This window comes from Pseudomonas sp. NPDC089406 (assembly GCF_044900265.1).
Classification (GTDB): domain Bacteria; phylum Pseudomonadota; class Gammaproteobacteria; order Pseudomonadales; family Pseudomonadaceae; genus Aquipseudomonas; species Aquipseudomonas fakonensis.
Map to the genome: position 1 here is coordinate 232288 of NZ_JBJDNC010000002.1, position 19345 is coordinate 251632.

Annotated in this window: 18 protein-coding genes; 9 read left to right on the forward strand and 9 right to left on the reverse strand. The window is 65.1% G+C overall.

Annotation, left to right across the window (positions count from 1 at the left end; all coding sequences use genetic code 11):
• The first annotated feature begins 24 nt into the window (after nt 1–24).
• The 5 genes from ACI2KK_RS02390 to ACI2KK_RS02410 all read left to right on the forward strand — a co-directional run bounded on the left by ACI2KK_RS02390 (nt 25) and on the right by ACI2KK_RS02410 (nt 4846).
• Entirely contained in the window at nt 25–882 is an 858-nt protein-coding gene (locus tag ACI2KK_RS02390) for a glycine betaine ABC transporter substrate-binding protein (RefSeq protein ID WP_404667732.1), read from the forward strand.
• A 77-nt stretch (nt 883–959) separates the two neighbouring features.
• Nucleotides 960–2054, forward strand: coding sequence for a glycine betaine/L-proline ABC transporter ATP-binding protein (locus ACI2KK_RS02395; RefSeq protein ID WP_404667733.1), 1095 nt, complete (start codon nt 960–962; stop codon nt 2052–2054).
• Nucleotides 2051–2902, forward strand: a complete 852-nt coding sequence (locus tag ACI2KK_RS02400) for a proline/glycine betaine ABC transporter permease (protein ID WP_217886082.1) — start codon at nt 2051–2053, stop codon at nt 2900–2902. The genes ACI2KK_RS02395 and ACI2KK_RS02400 overlap by 4 nt, the downstream gene beginning before the upstream one ends.
• Nucleotides 2889–3743: an ABC transporter permease gene (locus ACI2KK_RS02405; RefSeq protein WP_369987677.1), complete on the forward strand. Its 855-nt coding sequence runs from the start codon at nt 2889–2891 to the stop codon at nt 3741–3743. Before ACI2KK_RS02400 ends, ACI2KK_RS02405 begins: the two co-directional genes overlap by 14 nt.
• Before the next feature lie 62 nt (nt 3744–3805).
• Nucleotides 3806–4846, forward strand: coding sequence for a GlxA family transcriptional regulator (locus ACI2KK_RS02410; protein WP_404667734.1), 1041 nt, complete (start codon nt 3806–3808; stop codon nt 4844–4846).
• A gap of 134 nt (nt 4847–4980) precedes the next feature.
• On the opposite strand, the gene gabP is transcribed toward ACI2KK_RS02410, so the two are convergent.
• Nucleotides 4981–6378, reverse strand: coding sequence for a GABA permease (gabP, locus tag ACI2KK_RS02415; protein ID WP_404667735.1), 1398 nt, complete (start codon nt 6376–6378; stop codon nt 4981–4983).
• 257 nt (nt 6379–6635) lie between these two features.
• Between gabP and ACI2KK_RS02420 the strand changes: the two genes are divergently transcribed.
• Nucleotides 6636–6977 (forward strand): DUF2892 domain-containing protein, encoded by a 342-nt coding sequence (locus tag ACI2KK_RS02420; protein ID WP_404667736.1) that lies wholly within the window; start codon nt 6636–6638, stop codon nt 6975–6977.
• 336 nt (nt 6978–7313) lie between these two features.
• On the opposite strand, the gene ACI2KK_RS02425 is transcribed toward ACI2KK_RS02420, so the two are convergent.
• Nucleotides 7314–8522, reverse strand: a complete 1209-nt coding sequence (locus ACI2KK_RS02425; protein WP_404667737.1) for a hypothetical protein — start codon at nt 8520–8522, stop codon at nt 7314–7316.
• 34 nt (nt 8523–8556) lie between these two features.
• A complete protein-coding gene (locus ACI2KK_RS02430) occupies nt 8557–9006 on the reverse strand; it encodes a YcgN family cysteine cluster protein (protein ID WP_404667738.1) in 450 nt (149 codons plus the stop codon).
• A gap of 143 nt (nt 9007–9149) precedes the next feature.
• Between ACI2KK_RS02430 and ACI2KK_RS02435 the strand changes: the two genes are divergently transcribed.
• Nucleotides 9150–9743, forward strand: coding sequence for a nitroreductase family protein (locus ACI2KK_RS02435; protein WP_404667739.1), 594 nt, complete (start codon nt 9150–9152; stop codon nt 9741–9743).
• 130 nt (nt 9744–9873) lie between these two features.
• Here ACI2KK_RS02435 and ACI2KK_RS02440 read toward each other — a convergent pair whose 3' ends face one another.
• From ACI2KK_RS02440 to ACI2KK_RS02455, 4 genes are all read right to left on the reverse strand, one after another.
• On the reverse strand, nt 9874–10806 hold the full coding sequence (locus ACI2KK_RS02440; RefSeq protein ID WP_404667740.1) for a D-2-hydroxyacid dehydrogenase: 933 nt from the start codon (nt 10804–10806) through the stop codon (nt 9874–9876).
• Between the two features lie 75 nt (nt 10807–10881).
• A complete protein-coding gene (locus ACI2KK_RS02445) occupies nt 10882–11175 on the reverse strand; it encodes a YcgL domain-containing protein (protein WP_217839842.1) in 294 nt (97 codons plus the stop codon).
• Complete coding sequence (rnd, locus tag ACI2KK_RS02450) at nt 11172–12305, reverse strand: ribonuclease D (RefSeq protein ID WP_404667741.1); 1134 nt, start codon at nt 12303–12305, stop codon at nt 11172–11174. The genes ACI2KK_RS02445 and rnd overlap by 4 nt, the downstream gene beginning before the upstream one ends.
• A gap of 227 nt (nt 12306–12532) precedes the next feature.
• The gene (locus tag ACI2KK_RS02455; protein WP_404667742.1) at nt 12533–14170 is read right to left on the reverse strand and encodes a phosphoethanolamine transferase; all 1638 of its coding nucleotides are present in this window, start codon (nt 14168–14170) and stop codon (nt 12533–12535) included.
• A gap of 265 nt (nt 14171–14435) precedes the next feature.
• Between ACI2KK_RS02455 and ACI2KK_RS02460 the strand changes: the two genes are divergently transcribed.
• Nucleotides 14436–14672, forward strand: coding sequence for a YdcH family protein (locus tag ACI2KK_RS02460; RefSeq protein WP_404667743.1), 237 nt, complete (start codon nt 14436–14438; stop codon nt 14670–14672).
• Nucleotides 14673–14763: 91 nt separating this feature from the next.
• Here the strand turns inward: ACI2KK_RS02460 and ACI2KK_RS02465 are convergent, their stop codons facing one another.
• The gene (locus tag ACI2KK_RS02465; RefSeq protein ID WP_404667744.1) at nt 14764–15927 is read right to left on the reverse strand and encodes a trans-sulfuration enzyme family protein; all 1164 of its coding nucleotides are present in this window, start codon (nt 15925–15927) and stop codon (nt 14764–14766) included.
• Between the two features lie 165 nt (nt 15928–16092).
• Between ACI2KK_RS02465 and ACI2KK_RS02470 the strand changes: the two genes are divergently transcribed.
• Nucleotides 16093–16551 carry an Lrp/AsnC family transcriptional regulator gene (locus tag ACI2KK_RS02470; RefSeq protein ID WP_404667745.1) on the forward strand — a complete coding sequence of 153 codons (459 nt, stop codon included), beginning with the start codon at nt 16093–16095 and terminating at the stop codon, nt 16549–16551.
• A gap of 161 nt (nt 16552–16712) precedes the next feature.
• Here the strand turns inward: ACI2KK_RS02470 and ACI2KK_RS02475 are convergent, their stop codons facing one another.
• Nucleotides 16713–19040, reverse strand: coding sequence for an FdhF/YdeP family oxidoreductase (locus ACI2KK_RS02475; protein ID WP_404667746.1), 2328 nt, complete (start codon nt 19038–19040; stop codon nt 16713–16715).
• Nucleotides 19041–19345: the final 305 nt, after the last annotated feature.

A 19345-nucleotide genomic window follows, 5' to 3' on the forward strand; every position in this document is an offset into this window, starting at 1 on the left:
TTCCACACCTCGAAGGAGCACTACATGAATCGTATCCGCAAGGCGCTGTGCGCATTGGCAATGGTCGGCCTCGGGCTGTGCCAGGCCCATGCCGACGAGAAGGTCATCAAGATGGGCACCATGGCCTGGGAAGACATCATGCCGATCAGCGGCATCACCAAAAAGGCCCTGGAAAACGCCGGCTACAAGGTCGAGCTGACCACCTTCTCCGAATGGGGCATCGCCTACGCGGCGCTGACCAAGGGCGATGTGCAGATCCTCGCCTCGCAGATCAACTACGTGGCCAAGGACTACTGGGACAAGAACCGAAACCGCCTGGAGAAGATCTCTCCAGTGTCCCACGGCCTGTACCAGGGCATCGCCGTGCCCAAGTACGTGAACATCGATTCGGTCGAGCAGCTCAACGCCAACGCCGACAAGTTCGGCGGCAAGATCATCGGCATCGAGCCCGGTGCGGGCCTGATGGGTGAAGCGGCCAAGGCGGTGAAGGACTACGACCTCAAGCTCAACCTGGTCGAGGGCAGCACCGCGGCCATGACTGCCGCGCTCAAATCGGCGGTCGACCGCAAGGAGTGGGTGGCCGTGACCCTGTGGGAGCCGACCTGGATGGCGATCAAGTACGACACCAAGTTCCTCGCCGACCCCAAAGGCATCTTCGCCCCGCCACAAACCTACTACTGGATCGGCCAGAAAGGCTTCAGCGCAAACGAAGCCAACGCCGAAGCCCGCGAAGTGCTGGCCAGCGTCTACGTGCCGCTCAAGGACATTGGCGACATCAACCAGGCAGTCAACGACGGCAAGACCATGGACCAGGCGATCAAGGACTGGACCGACAGTCACGGCGACCTGCTCAAACGCTGGGCCAGCATGAAGAAGTACTGATTCAGGCATCACTGCCTTTGCCACTGCCGAACTTGAACACAAGAACACACCAGAAAACCTCTGGTTCGGGTGCACATATGAATACCGATAATGCTGTTGAAACCCTGGTCGATTGCCGCGGCGTCTGGAAGATTTTCGGCGACCGCGCGCCGGCCGCCCTGCAGGCCTACCGCGAGCGCGGCCTGAGCAAAACCCAGATCCTCCAGGAATACGGCTGCGTGGTGGGCGTCAGTGACGTCAGCCTGCAGGTTCGCCGCGGGGAGATCTTCTGCATCATGGGCCTGTCCGGCAGTGGCAAGTCCACCCTGATCCGCCTGCTCAACCGTCTGATCACGCCCACCAGCGGCGAGGTGCTGGTCAAGGGCCGGGATATTTCCCGGCTCGATGCCGCCGCCCTGCGCGAGGTGCGCGCCAAACATATCGGCATGGTGTTCCAGAGCGTCGCCCTGCTGCCGCACCGCTCGGTGCTGGAAAACGCAGCCTTCGGCCTTGAAGTGCAAGGCGTGGGCAAGGCCGAACGCCATGAAGTGGCCGGCCGCGCCCTGGCCAAGGTCGGTTTGAGCGACTGGGCCAACCGCTACCCCGCAGAGCTGTCCGGCGGCATGCAGCAGCGCGTGGGCCTGGCCCGGGCCATCGCCTCGGACCCCGAAGTGATCCTCATGGACGAGCCCTTCAGCGCCCTCGACCCGCTGATCCGCCGCCAGTTGCAGGACGAGTTCCGCGAGCTGACCAAGTCGCTGGGCAAGTCGGCGGTGTTCATCACCCATGACCTCGAAGAAGCCATTCGCATCGGCGATCGCATCGCCATCATGAAAGATGGCGTGATCATCCAGGAAGGCACCGCCGAGGATATCGTGCTCAGCCCGGCCGACGATTACGTGGCCGAATTCGTCGCCGGCATCTCGCGCCTGCACCTGGTCAAGGCCCACTCGATCATGCAGCCGCCGGCCCGTGGCGAAAACCTCGAACACCTGGAGTGCGCCAGCCCCGACAGCGACCTGGACACCCTGATCAACCTGCTGATCCGCTCCGGCCAGGACGCCGTGGGTATTCGCGACAACGGTGCGCTGGTCGGCGTGATCAGCCAGCGCGCGCTGCTGCGCGCCGTGCAGGGCGTGCCGCCGGAAACCCCGCTGCGCGCGGTACCCTCGCCACGGGAGGGCTCGGCATGAACCCGTCCGACTTTGCCGATGCCTTCGATGCCACCGTCGACAACGGCCTGATGTGGCTCTCGGACAACGCCTCGCATATCTTCGATGCGCTGAACGACGTGCTCAAGGCGCTGTACCAGGCGGTGCTGTGGGTGCTGAGCCTGCCGCCCTTCTACGTCGCCGCGCTGTTGTTCGCCCTGCTGGCCTGGCGCCTGGCCGGGCGGCGCTTCGCCATCGGCACCCTGGCCGCGCTGCTGCTGTGCGCGGTGATGGGCCTGTGGCCGCAGACCATGAGCACCCTGGCCCTGGTGCTCACCGCCACCAGCCTGGCGCTGCTGGTGGGCATCCCCTGCGGTGTGGCGGCGGGCCTGTCGCCCACCCTGTACCGCATCAGCGAACCGGTGCTGGACCTGATCCAGACCCTGCCGCCGTACATCTACCTGCTGCCGGCCATCGCCCTGCTCGGCTTTGGCGCCGGCACCGCGCTGGTAGCCACCTTCATCGTCGCCGTGCCGCCGGTGCTGCGCCTGACTGCGCTGGGCATCCGCATGACCCCCAAGGTGTTTATCGAACTGGGCCACGCCAGTGGCACCACCGGCTGGCAGCAGTTCGTCAAGATCCGCCTGCCATTCGCCCTGCCGAGCATCATGACCGGCATCAACCAGAGCCTGATGATGGCCTTCGGCATGGTGGTGATCGCCGGCATCGTCGGCTCCGGCGGGCTGGGCGAGGTGATCTACAACGCCATCCGCACCCTGGACATCGCCCGTTCGATCAACGCCGCCATCGCCATCGTGGTGCTGACCCTGATCCTCGACCGCCTTGCCCAGAGCGGCAGCGCCCAGGAGGCCCGCCATGAATCTCACTGAGCTGAACGTCTCGCCCGGGGCCTACCTGGCGCCAGTATTCGACTGGCTCAACGCCAACCTGCACGGCCTGTTCGTCGCCATCAGCCACTTCGTCGAAGCGGTACTCGGGGCGATCGAAGCCGCCCTGCTGCTGCCGCCGGCCTGGGCGCTGATCGCCGTGGTGTGCGGCTTGACCGCGGTGTTCATCAGCCTGCGCAACGCCGTGCTGGCCGGCGTGCTGCTGGGCTTTTGCTGGATCAGCGGCTTCTGGGCCGCCTCGATGCAGACCATCGCACTGGTGTCGGTGGCGGTGCTGATCGCCGTGGCCATCGCCTTCCCGCTGGGCATCCTGGCAGCACGGGTCAAGCGCTTCGACAATGCCATAGGCCCGGTGATGAACATCATGCAGACCGTGCCGCCATGGGTGTACCTGATACCGGCGGTGATCATCTTCAGCCTGGGCAAGGTGCCGGCGATCATCGCCACGGTCATTTATGGCATCCCGCCGATGTTGCGCCTGACCAGCCTTGGCTTTCGCCAGGTGCCCAAGGACCTGCTGGAGCTGGGCCAGGCCACCGGCGCCAAGCCGGCCACCATTCTGCTCAAGATCGAACTGCCCAGCGCCCTGCCCACCCTGCTGGTGGGCCTGAACCAGTGCATTTTGCTGTCGCTGGCCATGGTGGTGCTGGCCGGGCTGGTCGGCGCCGGTGGCCTGGGCGCCGAAGTGACCCGCGGCCTGACCCGCATGGAGATGGGCCTGGGCCTGCGCGCCGGCCTTGCGATCGTTGCCGTGGCGCTGCTGCTCGACCGCCTGTCCCGTGGCCTGCTGGAACGTCGCCGGGGGGCCCTGCCCGCCCATTGAACCCATACCCGGCGGGCAGGATCGCCCGCCGTCTTTCAACCTGCATGCAAGAGAAACACCCGTTGCTCCCGACTCGAAATTTCAGCAATGCCCTGCAAGGGCACAACTCGCGGTTCACCAGCCAGGCAGCACAGCCCACCGGCCAACAGGCGCGCGTGGGCTTTCTGCTGCTGGAGCACTTTTCGCTGCCAGCCTTCACCCAGGCCCTGGACACCCTGGTTACCGCCAACCTGATCCAGCCCCAGGCCTGCAGCAGCATTACCTTTACCCTCGACGGCGGCTCGGTGAGCAGCGACCTGGGCATCGTCATCTGCCCGGCCGGGGCCGCACCACAAAGCCTGGAGCAGCCGCTGGACCTGTTCGTGGTGTGTGGCGGGCTGCGTACCGCGCTGACCGCCACACCCGAACTGACCACCCTGCTGCAGGCCCTGGCGCGCAAGGGCGTGGCCCTGGGCGGGCTGTGGAACGGGGCGTGGTTTCTCGGCCAGGCCGGGCTGCTCGACGGCCACCGCTGCGCGGTACACCCCGAGCACCGCGGCGCCGTGGCCGAAATTGCCCGGCACAGCCAGGTGTCCACCGACAGCTTCGTGGTGGACGGTGACCGGCTCAGCGCGGCCAGCCCCGGCGGGGCCTTCAGCATGGTGCTGGAATGGCTCGGGCGTTTGCGCGGCCAGGGTCTGGCCGAAGGCATCGGGGCGATCCTGGCGTTCGAGGCCTCACGCTACAAGCGCACCACTGCCGCGCCGCAGACGAATATCAGCGAGCCTTTGCGCGAGGCGATCAACCTGATGAATGCCAACCTGGAAGAGCCGCTGAGCCAGGATCAACTGGCGGACTATGTCGGGCGCTCAAAGCGCCAGATCGGCCGGCTGTTCCAGCACCAGCTGGGTACCACGCCGGTGCGCTACTACCTGGAGCTGCGCATCACCGAAAGCCGTCGGCTGCTGCAGTATTCGGACTTGCCGATACTGGATGTGGCGGTGGCCTGCGGGTTTGTCTCGGCCAGCCATTTCAGCAAGTGCTATGCGTCGTTCTTCGGCTACAGCCCATCGCGGGAAAAGCGCTTCGGCTGCGTGAAGGCACCCAAGCGCGAAACCCTCTGAGCCGCGCGCCCACCTGTAGGAGCGGCCTTGTGCCGCGAAAGGGTCGCGCAGCGGCCCCAAAGATCTCGACATCATGCAAGATCGCCGGGGCTGCTACGCAGCCCTTTCGCGGCACAAGGCCGCTCCTACACGGGTCAGGCTTGCGCCAGCACAGGTACCGGCTTGTGCCTGCGCTGATTCACCACCCCGATCAGCAAAATCACCAACGCCAACCCAATGGTCAGCGACACCTCCAACCGGTGCTGCGGCATCACGAACATCACCCCCAGGGCAAAGATGATGAAGCCGATCACCGCCCAGGTCAGGTAGGGGTACAGCCACATCTTGAAGGCAATAGGCTGGTTCTGCTTCTCCAGCACCGCACGCATGCGCAGCTGCGAGAACGCGATGGCCAGGTACACCAGCAAGGCGATGGAGCCGGAACTGGCCAGCAAGAAGCCGAACACCTCGGCCGGTGCGAAGTAGTTGACGATGGTGGTGAGCATGCCGATCAGCGTGCTGCCGACCACCGCCGCCCGCGGTACACCCACTTTCGAGGTTCGGCCGATGGCCGCCGGCGCATCACCGCGCTTGGCCAGGGAGAACAGCATGCGCGAGGAAATATAAATCGACGAGTTCAGGCAACTGGCCACCGCCACCAGCACCACCATGTCGACCAGGAACTTGGCATAGGGGATGTGCATGATTTCCAGCGCCCGCTGGTACGAGCCCTGCACCGGCAGCAGCGGGTCGTTCCATGGCACCACCGAGATGATCACGAAAATCGACAGCAGGTAGAACACGCTGATGCGCCAGATCACCGAGCGGGTGGCCTTGGCGATGTTGCGCGCCGGGTCCGAGGACTCAGAGGCAGCGATGGTCACCGCTTCCGTGCCCAGGTAGCTGAACATGGTGGTGAGCAAGGCGCCGATGATCGCCGTCCAGCCGTTGGGCATGAAGCCGCCGTGGCTGGCCATCAGCTGCGCCAGGCCGCTGACCTGGCGATCAGGCAGGGCGCCGGCCAGGGCAAAGGCGCCCAGGCCGATGAAGGCGACGATGGCGATCACCTTGAGCATGGCGAACCAGAACTCGAACTCGCCGTACTTGGCCACGCTGAACAGGTTGGTGGCGGTCAGTGCCACGGTCATGGCCAGGGCGAAGAACCAGGGCTCGATGTGCGGGAACCAGTTGTTCAGCACCACCCCGGCGGCGATGGCCTCGATGGGGATCACCAGCACCCAGAACCACCAGTACAGCCAACCGATGGTGAAGCCGGCCCAGCGGCCGATGGCACGGTCGGCGTAGGTGGAGAACGAGCCGGTGTCGGGGCTGGCCACGGCCATTTCACCGAGCATGCGCATCACCAGCACCACCAGGGTGCCGGCCAGGGCATAGGCGACGATGGCCGCAGGGCCGGCAGCGGCGATGGCATGGCCGGAGCCGACGAACAGCCCGGCGCCGATCACCCCGGCGATCGACAGCATGGTCACATGCCGCGGCTTGAAACCTTGCGCCAGCTGGTTGCCGGCGCTACCCGCAGTTGAATTAGTCATCCTGATCCCTTCTTGGACTTGTTATGGGAGGGCGCGAAGCCTGGGATGCCACAGCAAAAATACAGCCGAAACCTGGCAAGCCAGGGCTTCGCGCCAGCCAAAACTAGTCCAGCCCCGGGTGGCCAAGTTGCCCCTGGCGGACCCTCAGTTGGCCAGAAAGGTCATGCTAGAGCGGTTGCGCCACTCGGCAGGGGGATTGAACAGTCAGCGTAAAGACGGGGTCAGCTGCATAACCCATGCACACAGGAGACCGTGCGATGTTCGAAATCCCTACCTCCCAGGCCACCCCCGAACACAACGTCCATGGCCTGGAACGCCTGAGTTCGCTGGCCGGTGGCGCGCTGATGATCAGCAAGGGGCTGCGCCATGGTGGCCTGCTGGGCATGCTGCAGGTGGCCGTCGGCGGCCTGGCCCTGGCCCGCGGCGTGAGCGGGCGCTGCTCGACCAAAGCCTGGTGGCAGCGCCACCGCGCCGAATATCACCGCCTGCACCGCGACATCGAACGCGGCGCGCGGGAGCTGAAGGCGCTCAAGGCCAGTGCCGAGGCGGCCACCCGTGCGGTGACCGTGACCGGGAAGGATCCGTTGGCGGGCGGTTGAACAGGGATCGTGTAATCTTCAGGCTTATGCTGCCCTTGTAGGAGCCGGCTTGCCGGCGATCACCGGCAACGCCGGTGCCCTGCACTGCCTGCTCCGGCCCTATCGCCGACAAGCCGGCCCTCATGGAACTGCACATAACTCATTGACTTAGCAGGGACCTGTGGGAGCGGGCTTGCCCGCGAAGCAGGCAACGCGGTGTCTGGCACCGGCTTCGCCGGTGTTCGCGGGCAAGCCCGCTCCCACAGGGGCCGCGGTTGGCTCGTGCCCCATTCTCTGCGCGACAGCGCAGCCCAAAGGGCTGGGTGATTTCCTACAGGGATCGCACCGCAGCCGTGTTCAGCGCAACACCTTGCTCTGCAACACCTCGGACTGGCGCCCGAGCACGTTCTCGCTGATCTGCACGAACTCGTCGGTGCTCACGCTGGACAGGCGCATCAGCGCCCGGGCCACGTCGTCCAGCGAGCGCTTGTCGTGGGTGTGCAGGCGGATCTCGCGGTCCAGCGCCTGCAGCAGCAGCACGCCACGGGCCACCTGGGCGGCATCGGCCTTGGCGCCCTTGAGCTGGGTGACCTTGGCGCCGAGCTTGTTCAGCCGCGCCTGCAAGGTGGCGTAGCGGTCGTCGCTGATACCGCCTGCACGGCGCAGCAACTCGGTGGCGTAATACTCGGTGAAGCTTTCGCCCAGCCAGTCACTGCGCTCGCGGTCGTTGATCCGGGCGAACTGCTGCACGACTTCGCGCAGCAGCGGGCTGTTGCCGCTTTCACCGATCAACGGCCCTGCGCTGTACAGGTACAGCGAGTTGTTGCCGGCCAGCGCCCCGCGCCACATGCCGTCACGGGCGCCGACAATCAGCAGCTTGGGCGGGTTGCGCGGGAACACCGCCTGCAGTTGCGGCCAGACGAAGGTCAGCAGCGTCAGGGTGTCCATGCGCCGCATGCCCTGCCCTTGCGGTGCGGCCACGGTGACTTCGGTTTCCCCCAGGCGCGCGCGGCGGCTGCCGAGGTTGCCGGCGAGCATCCAACCGGTGGGGCGGTCGAACAGGCGTGATACGTCGTCGATGCGAAACTTCTGCCGGCCAATGCGCGGCCAGGCGGTTTCAACGCTTTTCCAGCCGGCAGGCAAATCAAAGGCCAGGCGCGACACCAGCTCGGTGCCGTCCTGCTGGTCGAGGCGCGCCGGCGGCACCAGCTGGTCGCCACGGAACAGCGCCCAGTGTGCGGTGATGCGGGTTTCATGGGCCGCCCCGCCGGGTTGCTGGTCGAGCTGGACGCGGTAGCTCAGGCTGGTCTTGCCCGGCGCCGGGTGCCACAGGCCACGGCCGTTCTGCACCTGCCATTGGCCGTCGGCCAAAAAGTCGCTGTAGCTGTTGCCGTTGCCCAGGTCGAAGTCCAGGCTGCGCACCGCGCTGCCGTCGGCCAGGGTCAGGCGCACCTCGGCCTGGCCGCTTTGCGGCAGCAAACGTACCTGGTAATCGAGGTCGACCTTCTTTGCCAGTACCTGGGTACTGGCCAGCAGGCCGACAAGCAACAACAGCGGGCGACGCATACAGAAACTCCTTGTTCCCCAGAGGCGAAGATTTTCAGCCGGCGCGGAAAATCAGGTGGTCTTCCCAGTCGTCTTCATCCACATCGTTTTCGCTGAGCATGCGCCCCGACCGGGAAATGCGCTGCTCATGCACCTGCTTGCGGTCGCCGCTGACCAGGTGGTGCCAGGCCGGCAGGTCCTTGCCCTCGCTGACCAGGCGGTAGCCGCAGGTGGGCGGCAGCCACTTGAACTGGTCGGCCTTGCCGGGCGTTAACTGGATGCAGTCCGGCACATGCTCGAAGCGGTTGGGGTAGTCGCTGCACTGGCAGGTCTGCAGGTCCAGCAACTTGCAGGCGATGCTGGTGTAGTAGACGGCGTTGTCCTCTTCGTCCTCGAGCTTTTGCAGGCAGCACAGGCCGCAGCCGTCGCACAGCGATTCCCACTCTTTGCTGTCGAGTTGTTCGAGGCTCTTGCGCCGCCAGAAGGGCGCGGTATCGGCGATCATCACACGGTTTCCTGCATTCAACGTGAATCCGCGGCGCGCGGCGGCGCCAGTCTAGAGGCAGTGCGGCGGCAAAGCCAGACCGCTTGTCAGTGCCAGCCGGACGCAGTAGCGTGCGGTCTTTGCCCACCTTTGCAGGAGCACCCATGAGCGCCAACCCACGCATCGCCGACTACGCCATCAACGAGCAGTTCATCAATCGCTGGTCGCCGCGGGCTTTTACCGCCGAGCCGATCAGCCAGCAAACCCTGCTGAGCTTCCTCGAAGCCGCGCGCTGGGCGCCGTCGGCCTACAACTCGCAGCCCTGGCGCTTCTTGTATGCCCGCCGCGACACGCCAAGCTGGGAGCGCTACCTGGCGATCCTCAACGAGTTCAACCGCAGCTGGGCGCAGCAGGCCTCGGCGCTGGTGCTGGTGATCTCCAAGACCACGTTCGCAGCGCCTGGCTCGGATGAAGAAAAGCCGGCCCTGTGGCACACCTTCGACACCGGCTCCGCCTGGGGCCACCTGGCGCTGCAGGCCAGCATCAGCGGCTGGCACACCCACGGCATGGCCGGTTTCGACCAGGCGCTGGCCCGTAGCGAGCTGAAGATCCCCGAAGGCTATGAGCTGCATGCCATGGTGGCGATCGGCAAGCTGGGTGACAAGGCGACCCTGGCCGAAGGCCTGCAAAGCCGCGAAGTACCGAGCCCGCGCCGGCCGCTGAGCGAGCTGGCGGCTGAGGGTGAGTTCAGCCTGTAAATAGTCGGCTGGCTGTACCGGCCTCTTCGCGGGCAAGCCCGCTCCCACAGGTTTATCTGTTTCCTCAGGTCACAGGTAATCCTGTGGGAGCGGGCTTGCCCGCGAAGAGGCCGGTACAGGCAATAAAGGCTCAATAACCCCGGGCGAAATCCACTTCGCCACGCATCCCCTGCCCCGCCGCATAAGCCCGCACATTCTCGACGAACAACCGCACCATCGCCGCAGGCGAGGTGGGCGCCGAGCTGTGCCCGGTCAGCAGCAAGCCCCAGGCGGTCCAGAACGGGTGGCGCTGGGGCAGCGGCTCCTGGCGGCACACATCGATCACCGCACCGGCCAGGTGGCCCTGCTTGAGCGCCTCGACAAGGTCGGCATCGACCACCGCCGCGCCGCGCCCGGCGTTGATGAACAACGCGCCAGGCTGGAAGCACTGGAACAGCGCCGCATCGTACAGGTCGTGGGTGGCTGGGGTATCGGGCAGCAGGTTCAGCACGTAGTCCACCTGGGCCACCATGCGCGGCAACTGGTCGAGCCCGGCCACCTCGGCGAACGGCGCCTGCTCGCGGGCACTGCTGGCCACGCCATACAGCGTCACGCCAAAGGGCACGAGAAACTCAGCGACGCGCTGGCCGATATCGCCGGTGCCGACGATCAGCACCCGGCGGCCCTCCAGGGTGCGCCCGGGGCGGTCGTCCCAGCGCCGTTCCACCTGGCTGACCAGGCGCGACAGCACTTCGCGCTCGTGCGCCAGCATGTAGGTGAGCATGTACTCGGCCATCACCTGGCCGAAGATGCCCACGGCGCGGGTCAGGCGGTAGTCGCGCGGCAGGCCGTCGGCCAGCAGCGGGGTGATACCGGCCCAGGTCGACTGCATCCAGTCAGGCTTGTGGCCCTGGCGCAGCAGGCTGGCCAAAAGGTCCGGCTGGCCCAGCCATACCGGGCAGTCGGGGGCGAAACGTGCCAGCTCGGCGGAATCGCCGCTGGTCAGGACCTCCAGGTCCGGCGCCGCCTCGCCCAGCAGGCGGGCGTAGTTGGCATGATCCTGTTCAGCGATCAGAACGCGCATGTAAAACACAACCTTGGCAGACAACGAACGCGGCCCGCCAGGCGGGCCGCTGTACAAGATGCGATGGCGCCCGGCTCAGACCGGGTCGTTGCGGCGCAGCAGCTCTTCGGGCAGGTGCTCGATGTACTCGTCTTCCAGCGGCGGCATCTGCAGGTGGTAGCCCTGGTTGTCGAGGTTCTCCAGCACCTTGGCGATGTCTTCGCGCGCCAGCTTGCGCTCGGGGGTCAGCACCAGGTCAAAAGCGTGCACCGGGGTGCCGAACACCGGCAACAGGCCCTCGGGCACGCGCTCCAGGCCTTCGGCCTTGAGCACGTACAGGTACATTTCGTTCTTGCGCGGGCTCTTGTAGATCGAGCAGATACGTTTCATGGCTTGTCTCCGGCACCCGCCAAATCGTCCAGCAGGGCCTGGCCCATGCGCTCGCGGCGCCAGCCGCGCAACGCATCGGGCAGTTGATAGGGGCCGTCGGGGTAGCCGCTTTTAAGCAGCGCTTCGAGGGCTTTCTTGCGCAGCATCAGCTCCGGGGCAATCTGCAGGCGCTCGCCTTCGGCCTGGCCGATGGCACGCAGGCGTTTGAGAATGCCGGCGGCCTCGATCGGCAGCGGCTCGGGCAAAGCCTGTGGCCACTGCTCGGCGGGCTGGCTGCCGGCGCGCTTGATCAGCTCGATGAGGAACTGGCCGTCCTGGCGGATGGTGCGCGGGTGCATCTCGTCGATTTTCGCCAGTGCCGACAGGTTGTCGGGCTGGGACTTGGCCATCGGCCACAGCGAGTGTTCCTTCAGAATACGGTTGCGAGGCACGTCGCGGTTGCGCGCTTCACGCTCGCGCCAGGCGCACAGCTCGCGCAATACAGCCAGTTGCTGGCGCGACAGCTTCCAGGCCAGCTTCACCTCGCGGTACAGCGTCTGCGGGTCGACCTCGCGGCGCATCGCAGCCACCAGCTCTGCGCCGTCCTCCAGCACCCAGGCGTACTTGTCATCACTCAGGCGCGGGCGCAAGGCGGTGAACAGCTCGGCCAGGTGCACGGCATCTTCGGCGGCGTAGCTTACCTGGGTCTCGGACAGCGGGCGTTGCAACCAGTCGGAGCGGGTTTCGCCCTTGGGCAGCTCGAGCCCCAGCACCTCTTGCACCAGGCGCGAGTAGCCCATGGAGAAGCCGATGTTCAGGTAGCCGGCAGCCAGCTGGGTGTCGAACAGCGGCTGCGGCAGCTTGCCGGTCAGGCGCAGCAGCACCTCGAGGTCTTCGCTGCAGGCGTGCAGCACCTTGACCACGCCGCTGTCTTCGAGCAGCGCGGCCAGGGGTTGCCAGTTGCGGATCAACAGAGGGTCGATGAGGAAGGCGCGCTTGCCGTCGCCGATCTGGATCAGGCCCGCCTTGGGGTAGAAGGTGTCGACCCGCATGAATTCGGTGTCGAGTGCTACATAGGGCAGTTCGCGCCAGGCTTGGCAGTGTTCGGCCAGGCTCTGGTCGTCACGGATCCAGTGAATTTCGATGGCCACGAGGCTCTCCCACTAACATTGGCGCGCAGTATATACGGCGCGGGCCTTGGGGGTGAAACCTCGCGCCATCCGTGGTGCCGGGCGGTTGTGAAAGCGCCCGGCGGGTCCTCGCCGCACCTGTAGGAGCCGGCTTGCCGGCGATAGGCCCTTGCAGGCATCCGCTGGCACCGGCTGCGCCGGTGATCGCCGGCAAGCCGGCGCCTACAGGGGGCGGCGCAAGACGTTGTTCAGCGACCCGCCGCCAGCCATGGCCGGCAGCTGGCGAACATGTCCAGCGACTGCTGGTACACGCCGGTGCGCACCTGCAACAGGCCCAGCATCGAGTGGAACAGGTTGTCCTGGGACAGCGGCGCGTCGCGCAGCTTGGCCATGCATTCGGTGTCCACACCAAAGTCCTTCTGGTAGCTGTCGGAGAACCAGGCCACCATCGGCACGTGCTTCTGCTGGTCCGGTGCGATGGCGTACGGGGTGCCGTGCAGGTACAGGTTGTACTCGCCCAGCGACTCGCCGTGGTCGGACAGGTAAAGCATGGCGGTGTCGACCTTGTCCTGCTTGCTGCGCAGGGTGTCGATCAGCGACGACAGCACGTTGTCGGTGTAGGCCAGGGTGTTGTCGTAGCCGTTGATGATCTCGTCGCGGCTGCACTGGTTCAGCGCATTGCTGCGGCACACCGGTTGGAACGGCTCCTGGCCTTGCGGGTAGCGCTTGAAGTATTCCGGGCCGTGGCTGCCCATCTGGTGCAGCACCAGCACGGTATCCTTGTCGAGGTTGTCGATCAGCTCGCCCAGGCCCTGCAGCAGGATTTCGTCGTGGCATTCGCCACTGGCGCACAGGGCTGGGTCCTTGAGGTTGCTCACGTCGATGAACTGCACGCGGTCGCAGGTGCCCTTGCAGCCGGACTGGTTGTCACGCCACTGCACGCTGAGGCCGGCGCGCTGGAGAATATCCAGCAGGCCTTCGCGGTTTTTCGCCACCCGCGCGTCGTAGTCCTTGCGGCCCATGCCGGAGAACATGCACGGCACCGACACGGCGGTTTCGGTGCCGCACGAGTGCACGTCGCTAAAACTCAGCAGGCCCTGCTGCTTGGCCAGTTTCGGCGTGGTATCACGGTTGTAGCCGAGCAAGCCGAAGTTCTCGGCCCGGGCACTTTCACCCACTACCAGCACGGTCAGCGACTTGCGCTGGTGGTGCTGCCAGGCGGCATCGCGACGGGCATCTTCGCCATAGGCCTGGAACGGCCGCGCGGCGGTGCCGACCTGCTCGCTGACATAACCGATGGAGGCGCCGACGATATTGCTTGGGGTGAGCATCAGACGCAGTTCGTGGTGGTTGCGAAACAGCGACGACAGCCCCTGGTAGTTGACCAGCGCCACCGAGCCCAATGCCGCCACGCAGGCGCCGCTGACCACCAGCTTGCCCAGCAGCTCGCGGTGCCAGGGGCGGTAGGCGATGCGTGCTTTCCATAGCAGCAGCGAGGGCAGTATGCCCAGCAGCACGATATACAGCGCAAACTTGATCGACAACAAGTCGCGCACTTCCGAAACATTGGTTTCGGCGACATTGCGGAACATGCCCGCGTCAATAAGTACACCGTATTGATTCATGAAATAAGCAACACTGGCGCCACTCATGAACAAGATGATCAATACCGGTTTCAATACATAACGAAACGCCAACAGTGTCAGTATCAAGTTGAACGCGAACAGCATCAGCACGGCGAATGCCAGGCCCAGCCAGAGCCCCACCATGCCGGGCGGCAGGATGCTCTCCAGGTGCCCCCAAAGAAAGGTGTTGAGGCCAATCAACAGGTAAAGGCTGGCCAACAGCGTGACCCATTCAGTCCGCAGGGATTTGACTTTCAACATTGGCATTCGCACGTAGAGTTCATGAGCGGCCAGGGGGCAACAGGGGCACCCTGGAAAGTTGGCCGAACTCTAGAAAGCCTAGCATCAATTTTTTGTGAAAAACTTGGTAACAATTGGTGCGGATGCAGTTTTCATCCGTTAAACAGTTTTCATTCAGCGATTATTCAGCCAGGCCCGTCATGGCTTGCCGGCTTTCCGCGGCGGCGCAAAGGGGGCTATCCTCATGGCTCAGGCCCTTTCGCCAACCCCAGACAGAGGTGAAGAAATGCCAGTTCCGCACGATTTGCTCGCTGACCTGCACATTACCGCTGAGAATTTCCAGGCACTGATCGACAAGGACCAGGACCTGCACAAGCTGCACAAGGAATACAACGCCAAGGACAAGGAGGTGCTGGCCGCCGAAGGCAACGGCACCAACGATGAGGCCGTCAACAAGCTGCGCAAGGAGCGGCTGCTGCTCAAGGACAAGATCGAACGGATCATCCACCCGCCCAAGTCCTGAACGCCCTTCACTGAATTCACTGACGCCATCGCCGGCAAGCCCGCTCCCACGCTCAACGTGGGAGCGGGCTTGCCCCGCGATCATTTGCAGGTCAGGCCGAGGCCTTCAGCGCTGCATCCAGGTCTTCGATCAGGTCACGGTAATCCTCGATCCCCACCGACAACCGCAGCAGGTTCTCGCTGATGCCCATCTCGCCCTTCTGCGCCGGGCTCAACGAGTTGTGCGACATGCTCCAGGAGTGGTTGATCATGCTCTCCACCCCGCCCAGCGAATCGGCCAGCACGAAGATCTGCAACGCCTCCACCAACCGGTTGACCGCAGCCCGGTCGCCCTTGATGCGCAGCGCCACCACGGCACCGCCGGCGCGCATCTGGCGCTTGCACAGTTCATGCTGCGGGTGGCTTGGCAGCCCCGGGTAGAACACCTGCTCCACCTGCGGATGGTTTTCCAGGTATTCGGCGACGCGCAAGGCGTTGGCGCTCTGGCGCTCCATGCGCACATCCAGCGTCTTCAACCCGCGCAGCGCCAGGTAGCAGTCGAACGGCCCCTGGATGGCACCCACCGCCATGCTGATGTGGCGCAGGCGCTTGAGCAGCGCGTCGTTGGCCGCCACCACCACGCCGCCAGTCAGGTCGGAGTGGCCGCCGATGTACTTGCTCGCCGAGTGCATCACCAGGTCTACGCCGAGGGTGATCGGCTGCTGGTTCCACGGCGAGCAGAAGGTGTTGTCGATGCAGGTGAGGATGCCGCGCTCGCGGGCCAGCGTGCACAGCGCCTGGATATCCACCAGGTGCAGCAGCGGGTTGGTCGGCGACTCGATCCAGATCAGCTGGGTTTCAGGGCGGATGGCCGCAGCCACGGCGTCCAGGTCGTTGAGGTCGACGTAGGTGGTGGTCAGCCCCGAGGTGCGTGCACGGTAGTCTTCCAGCAGGCGGAAGGTGCCGCCGTAGACGCCGTTCATCACCACCACATGGGCGTCCTTGTCGAGCAGTTCCAGCACCGTGGCGGTGGCGTTCACCCCCGAGGCACAGGCCACCGCGCCCACGCCTTCTTCCAGCGCGGCCACGCAGGTTTCGTAGGCGTGCCGGGTGGGGTTGCTGACGCGGCTGTAGGCGTATTCGGGGTGGTCGTCCAGGCCGCGCTTGATGAACGAGCTGGAAGTGACGATGGCCGGGAAGATGGCGTTGTCGGCAACGCTGGACTGCTCGCCGGCGTGGATGGTACGGGTGGCGAAATTGCGCGGCTTGTCGGACATGCTCGGGCTCGTGGCGTGTAGGGGAAAGGCGCCACTATCTCATATCCGCCTGCGCCAGGCGCTGGGCGGAACGTTGTTGTCGTCACAGGCAGGTGATGTTTCCACCCTTTACGGCAAACGGCTAATCTTGAGGTAACTTTTTCTCCCTTCGAGCCCGATTGCGCCATGGACAGTTTCGACCAGCACATCCTCACCCTGCTCCAGCGCGATGCCTCGATGTCGCTCAAGGATTTGGCCGAAGCGGTCAACTTGTCGACCACCCCGTGCTGGAAGCGGGTCAAGCGCCTGGAAGAGGAAGGCTACATCCGCAGCCGCGTCGCGTTGCTCGACCCCGAGCGCCTGGGCCTGGGCCTGACGGTGTTCGTCCAGCTCAAGACCCAGCGCCACGACAGCACGTGGCTGGCGCAATTTGCCGCCACGGTGACGGCGTTCGAGGAAGTGATGGAGGTGTACCGCATGTCGGGCGACTGGGACTACATGCTGCGGGTGGTGGTGGGTGACATCAAGGCATACGACCACTTCTACAAGAAGCTCATCACCAGCACCGACGGGTTGTCCAACATCACCTCGAGCTTTGCCATGGAGCAGATGAAGTACACCACGGCGTTTCCGGTGAGCCGGTGATGTTTACCTGAAGGCCATGCGACCTCTGTAGGAGCGGCCTTGTGTCGCGATGGGCCGCAAAGCGGCCCCAGCATTTTTTGCGTTTGTCTTTTAACCCTGGGGCCGCTTCGCGGCCCATCGCGACACAAGGCCGCTCCTACAACGGTCGCATAAAACTCCGATCACTGCGCCGTGGCTGCCGCAATACGGTTACCCGCCGGGGCCTTCACCACCTTGATCGCCACGAACTTCGAGGTCGGCGTATAGGTGCCATCGCCATAGCTTTCCAGCGGCACCAGCGGGTTGGTCTCGGGGTAATAGGCCGCCGCCTGGCCCTCGGGCACGTCATAGGCCACCAGGCGGAAGCCCGACACCCGGCGCTCCACGCCATCCTCCCACAGCGACACCAGGTCCACCTGCTCGCCCGGCTCGAAGCCCAGCCGGCGGATGTCGGCCTCATTCACGAACACCACCTCACGCAGGCCGAACACCCCGCGGTAGCGGTCATCCAGGCCATACAGCGTGGTGTTGTACTGGTCGTGCGAACGCAGGGTCTGCAGAATCAGGTCAGGCTTGTCGCCACGGGCCAGCACCTTGGCGTTGACCAGTTGCTCGGGCAACGGGCTGGGACTGAAACGGGCCTTGCCGGTGCTGGTGCGGAAGTTGCGCTCGGCAGCGTTGTTGCCCAGGTGGAAGCCGCCCGGCGACTGCAGGCGCTCGTTGAAGTCGGTAAAGCCCGGGATCACGTCGGCGATCATGCTGCGAATACGCCCGTAGTCGGCAACCGCGTATTCCCAGTCGATCGGTGTGTCGCCCAGGACGGCCTTGGCCATGCCGGCGACGATCGCAGGCTCCGAGCGCAGGTGCGGCGAGCGCGGTTTGAGCTGGCCGTGGGAGATATGCACCATGCTGAAGGTGTCTTCCACGGTCACGCCCTGCGGCCCTTCGGCCTGCAGGTCGATCTCGGTGCGGCCCAGGCACGGCAGAATCAAGGCATCGCGCCCGGTCACCAGGTGCGAACGGTTGAGCTTGGTAGAAATCTGCACGGTCAGCGCGCAGTTGCGCAGCGCCGCGTGGGTGCGCGGGGTGTCCGGGGTGGCCTGGGCGAAGTTGCCGCCCAGGGCGACGAACACCTTGGCCCGGCCTTCCTCCATGGCCTTGATCGCCAGCACGGCGTTGTGGCCGTGGGCGCGCGGCACCTTGAACTGAAAGCGTTTTTCCAGGGCATCGAGCAGCACTGCCTTGGGCTTTTCGTCGATGCCCATGGTGCGGTCGCCCTGCACGTTGCTGTGACCACGTACTGGCGACAGCCCCGCCCCCGGCTTGCCGACGTTGCCGCGCAGCAGCTGCAGATTGACGATTTCCTGCACGGTCGGCACCGAATGGCGGTGCTGGGTGACGCCCATGGCCCAGCACATGATCACCCGTTCGGCCTTGCGGTACATGCGCGCGGCCAGCTCGATCTCGGCCTTGCTCAGCCCCGACTGCTCGACGATATGCTCCCACGGGGTGGCATCGACGACTTCAAGGTAGGCTTCGACACCGCTGGTGTGTTCGGCGATGAAGGCGTGGTCGAACACTGCCGGCTGGTCATTGAGCTGCGCCTCACGCTCCCACTGCAGCAAAAACTTGGCGATGCCGCGCATGGCCGCCATGTCGCCGCCCAGGGCCGGACGGAAGTAGGCATTGGTGGTCGGCTCGGAGCCGTTGCTGAGCATCTCAAGCGGGTGCTGCGGGTGCTGGAAGCGCTCCAGGCCACGCTCCTTGAGCGGGTTGAAACACACCACCTGGGCACCACGTTTGACCGCTTCGCGCAGCGGTTCGAGCATGCGCGGGTGGTTGGTGCCGGGGTTCTGGCCAATCACGAAGATCGCGTCGGCCAGCTCCAGGTCATGGAACACCACGGTGCCCTTGCCCACTCCGAGGGTTTCCGACATGCCGGCGCCGCTGGCCTCGTGGCACATGTTCGAGCAGTCGGGGAAGTTGTTGGTGCCGTAGGCGCGCACGAACAGCTGGTAGAGAAACGCCGCCTCGTTGCTGGCCCGGCCCGAGGTGTAGAACTCGGCCTGGTCGGGGGATTCAAGGGCGTTCAGGTGCTCGCCGATCAGGGCGAAGGCCTCTTCCCAGCTGGTTTCGACGTAATGGTCGGTGGCGGCGTCGTAACGCATCGGGTGGGTCAGGCGGCCCTGGTATTCCAGCCAGTAGTCGGTCTGCTCGCGCAGCGCGCTGACGCTGTACTTGGCGAAGAACGCCGGGTCCACCGAACGGCCGGTGGCTTCCCAGTTGACCGCCTTGGCGCCGTTTTCACAGAACTTGACCATGTCGCTTTCCGGCGACTCGCCCCAGGCGCAGCCGGGGCAGTCGAAGCCGCCGTTCTGGTTGGTCTTGAGCATGGCCCGCAGGTTCTTGAAGGCGTTCTCGCTGCCCAGCCAGCTCTTGGTCACGCTTTTCAGCGCGCCCCAGCCGGCGGCCGGCCCCTTGTAGTCCCTGATGTGTTGGTCCTGGCTCATGCGGTCGATCCTCACGCGGGCATTTGAAAGGTGCGGCAGGTCCCGTGGCCTGCTGCTTGCTTCCAGCCTATTGAGGGGGTGGTGGGGGCGTCCAATCGAAATGTCTTACGCTGTGATAGGTGCTGTCGATCATGCTGTGATGCAGGCCTGTGCTGGCCTCGCGCGTGGCAAGCGCGCTCCCACGACAAGCCCGATGAATAAAGGCCTGCACTCGTGATAGAGGCTGTCGATCAAGCGGTCAGGCAAAGCAATTTGACGCTGCTGGCCACCGGCGTTAGCTTGGATCGCATAGCCCTTTTTCCTTC

Bases quoted from the DNA above. Each gene is read 5' to 3' on its own strand.
- ACI2KK_RS02390 (WP_404667732.1), top strand. From the start codon at position 25: ATGAATCGTATCCGCAAGGCGCTGTGCGCATTGGCAATGGTCGGCCTC.
- ACI2KK_RS02395 (WP_404667733.1), top strand. From the start codon at position 960: ATGAATACCGATAATGCTGTTGAAACCCTGGTCGATTGCCGCGGCGTC.
- ACI2KK_RS02400 (WP_217886082.1), top strand. From the start codon at position 2,051: ATGAACCCGTCCGACTTTGCCGATGCCTTCGATGCCACCGTCGACAAC.
- ACI2KK_RS02405 (WP_369987677.1), top strand. From the start codon at position 2,889: ATGAATCTCACTGAGCTGAACGTCTCGCCCGGGGCCTACCTGGCGCCA.
- gabP (WP_404667735.1), bottom strand. From the start codon at position 6,378: ATGACTAATTCAACTGCGGGTAGCGCCGGCAACCAGCTGGCGCAAGGT.
- ACI2KK_RS02420 (WP_404667736.1), top strand. From the start codon at position 6,636: ATGTTCGAAATCCCTACCTCCCAGGCCACCCCCGAACACAACGTCCAT.
- ACI2KK_RS02425 (WP_404667737.1), bottom strand. From the start codon at position 8,522: ATGCGTCGCCCGCTGTTGTTGCTTGTCGGCCTGCTGGCCAGTACCCAG.
- ACI2KK_RS02430 (WP_404667738.1), bottom strand. From the start codon at position 9,006: ATGATCGCCGATACCGCGCCCTTCTGGCGGCGCAAGAGCCTCGAACAA.
- ACI2KK_RS02435 (WP_404667739.1), top strand. From the start codon at position 9,150: ATGAGCGCCAACCCACGCATCGCCGACTACGCCATCAACGAGCAGTTC.
- ACI2KK_RS02440 (WP_404667740.1), bottom strand. From the start codon at position 10,806: ATGCGCGTTCTGATCGCTGAACAGGATCATGCCAACTACGCCCGCCTG.
- ACI2KK_RS02445 (WP_217839842.1), bottom strand. From the start codon at position 11,175: ATGAAACGTATCTGCTCGATCTACAAGAGCCCGCGCAAGAACGAAATG.
- ACI2KK_RS02455 (WP_404667742.1), bottom strand. From the start codon at position 14,170: ATGTTGAAAGTCAAATCCCTGCGGACTGAATGGGTCACGCTGTTGGCC.
- ACI2KK_RS02460 (WP_404667743.1), top strand. From the start codon at position 14,436: ATGCCAGTTCCGCACGATTTGCTCGCTGACCTGCACATTACCGCTGAG.
- ACI2KK_RS02465 (WP_404667744.1), bottom strand. From the start codon at position 15,927: ATGTCCGACAAGCCGCGCAATTTCGCCACCCGTACCATCCACGCCGGC.
- ACI2KK_RS02470 (WP_404667745.1), top strand. From the start codon at position 16,093: ATGGACAGTTTCGACCAGCACATCCTCACCCTGCTCCAGCGCGATGCC.
- ACI2KK_RS02475 (WP_404667746.1), bottom strand. From the start codon at position 19,040: ATGAGCCAGGACCAACACATCAGGGACTACAAGGGGCCGGCCGCCGGC.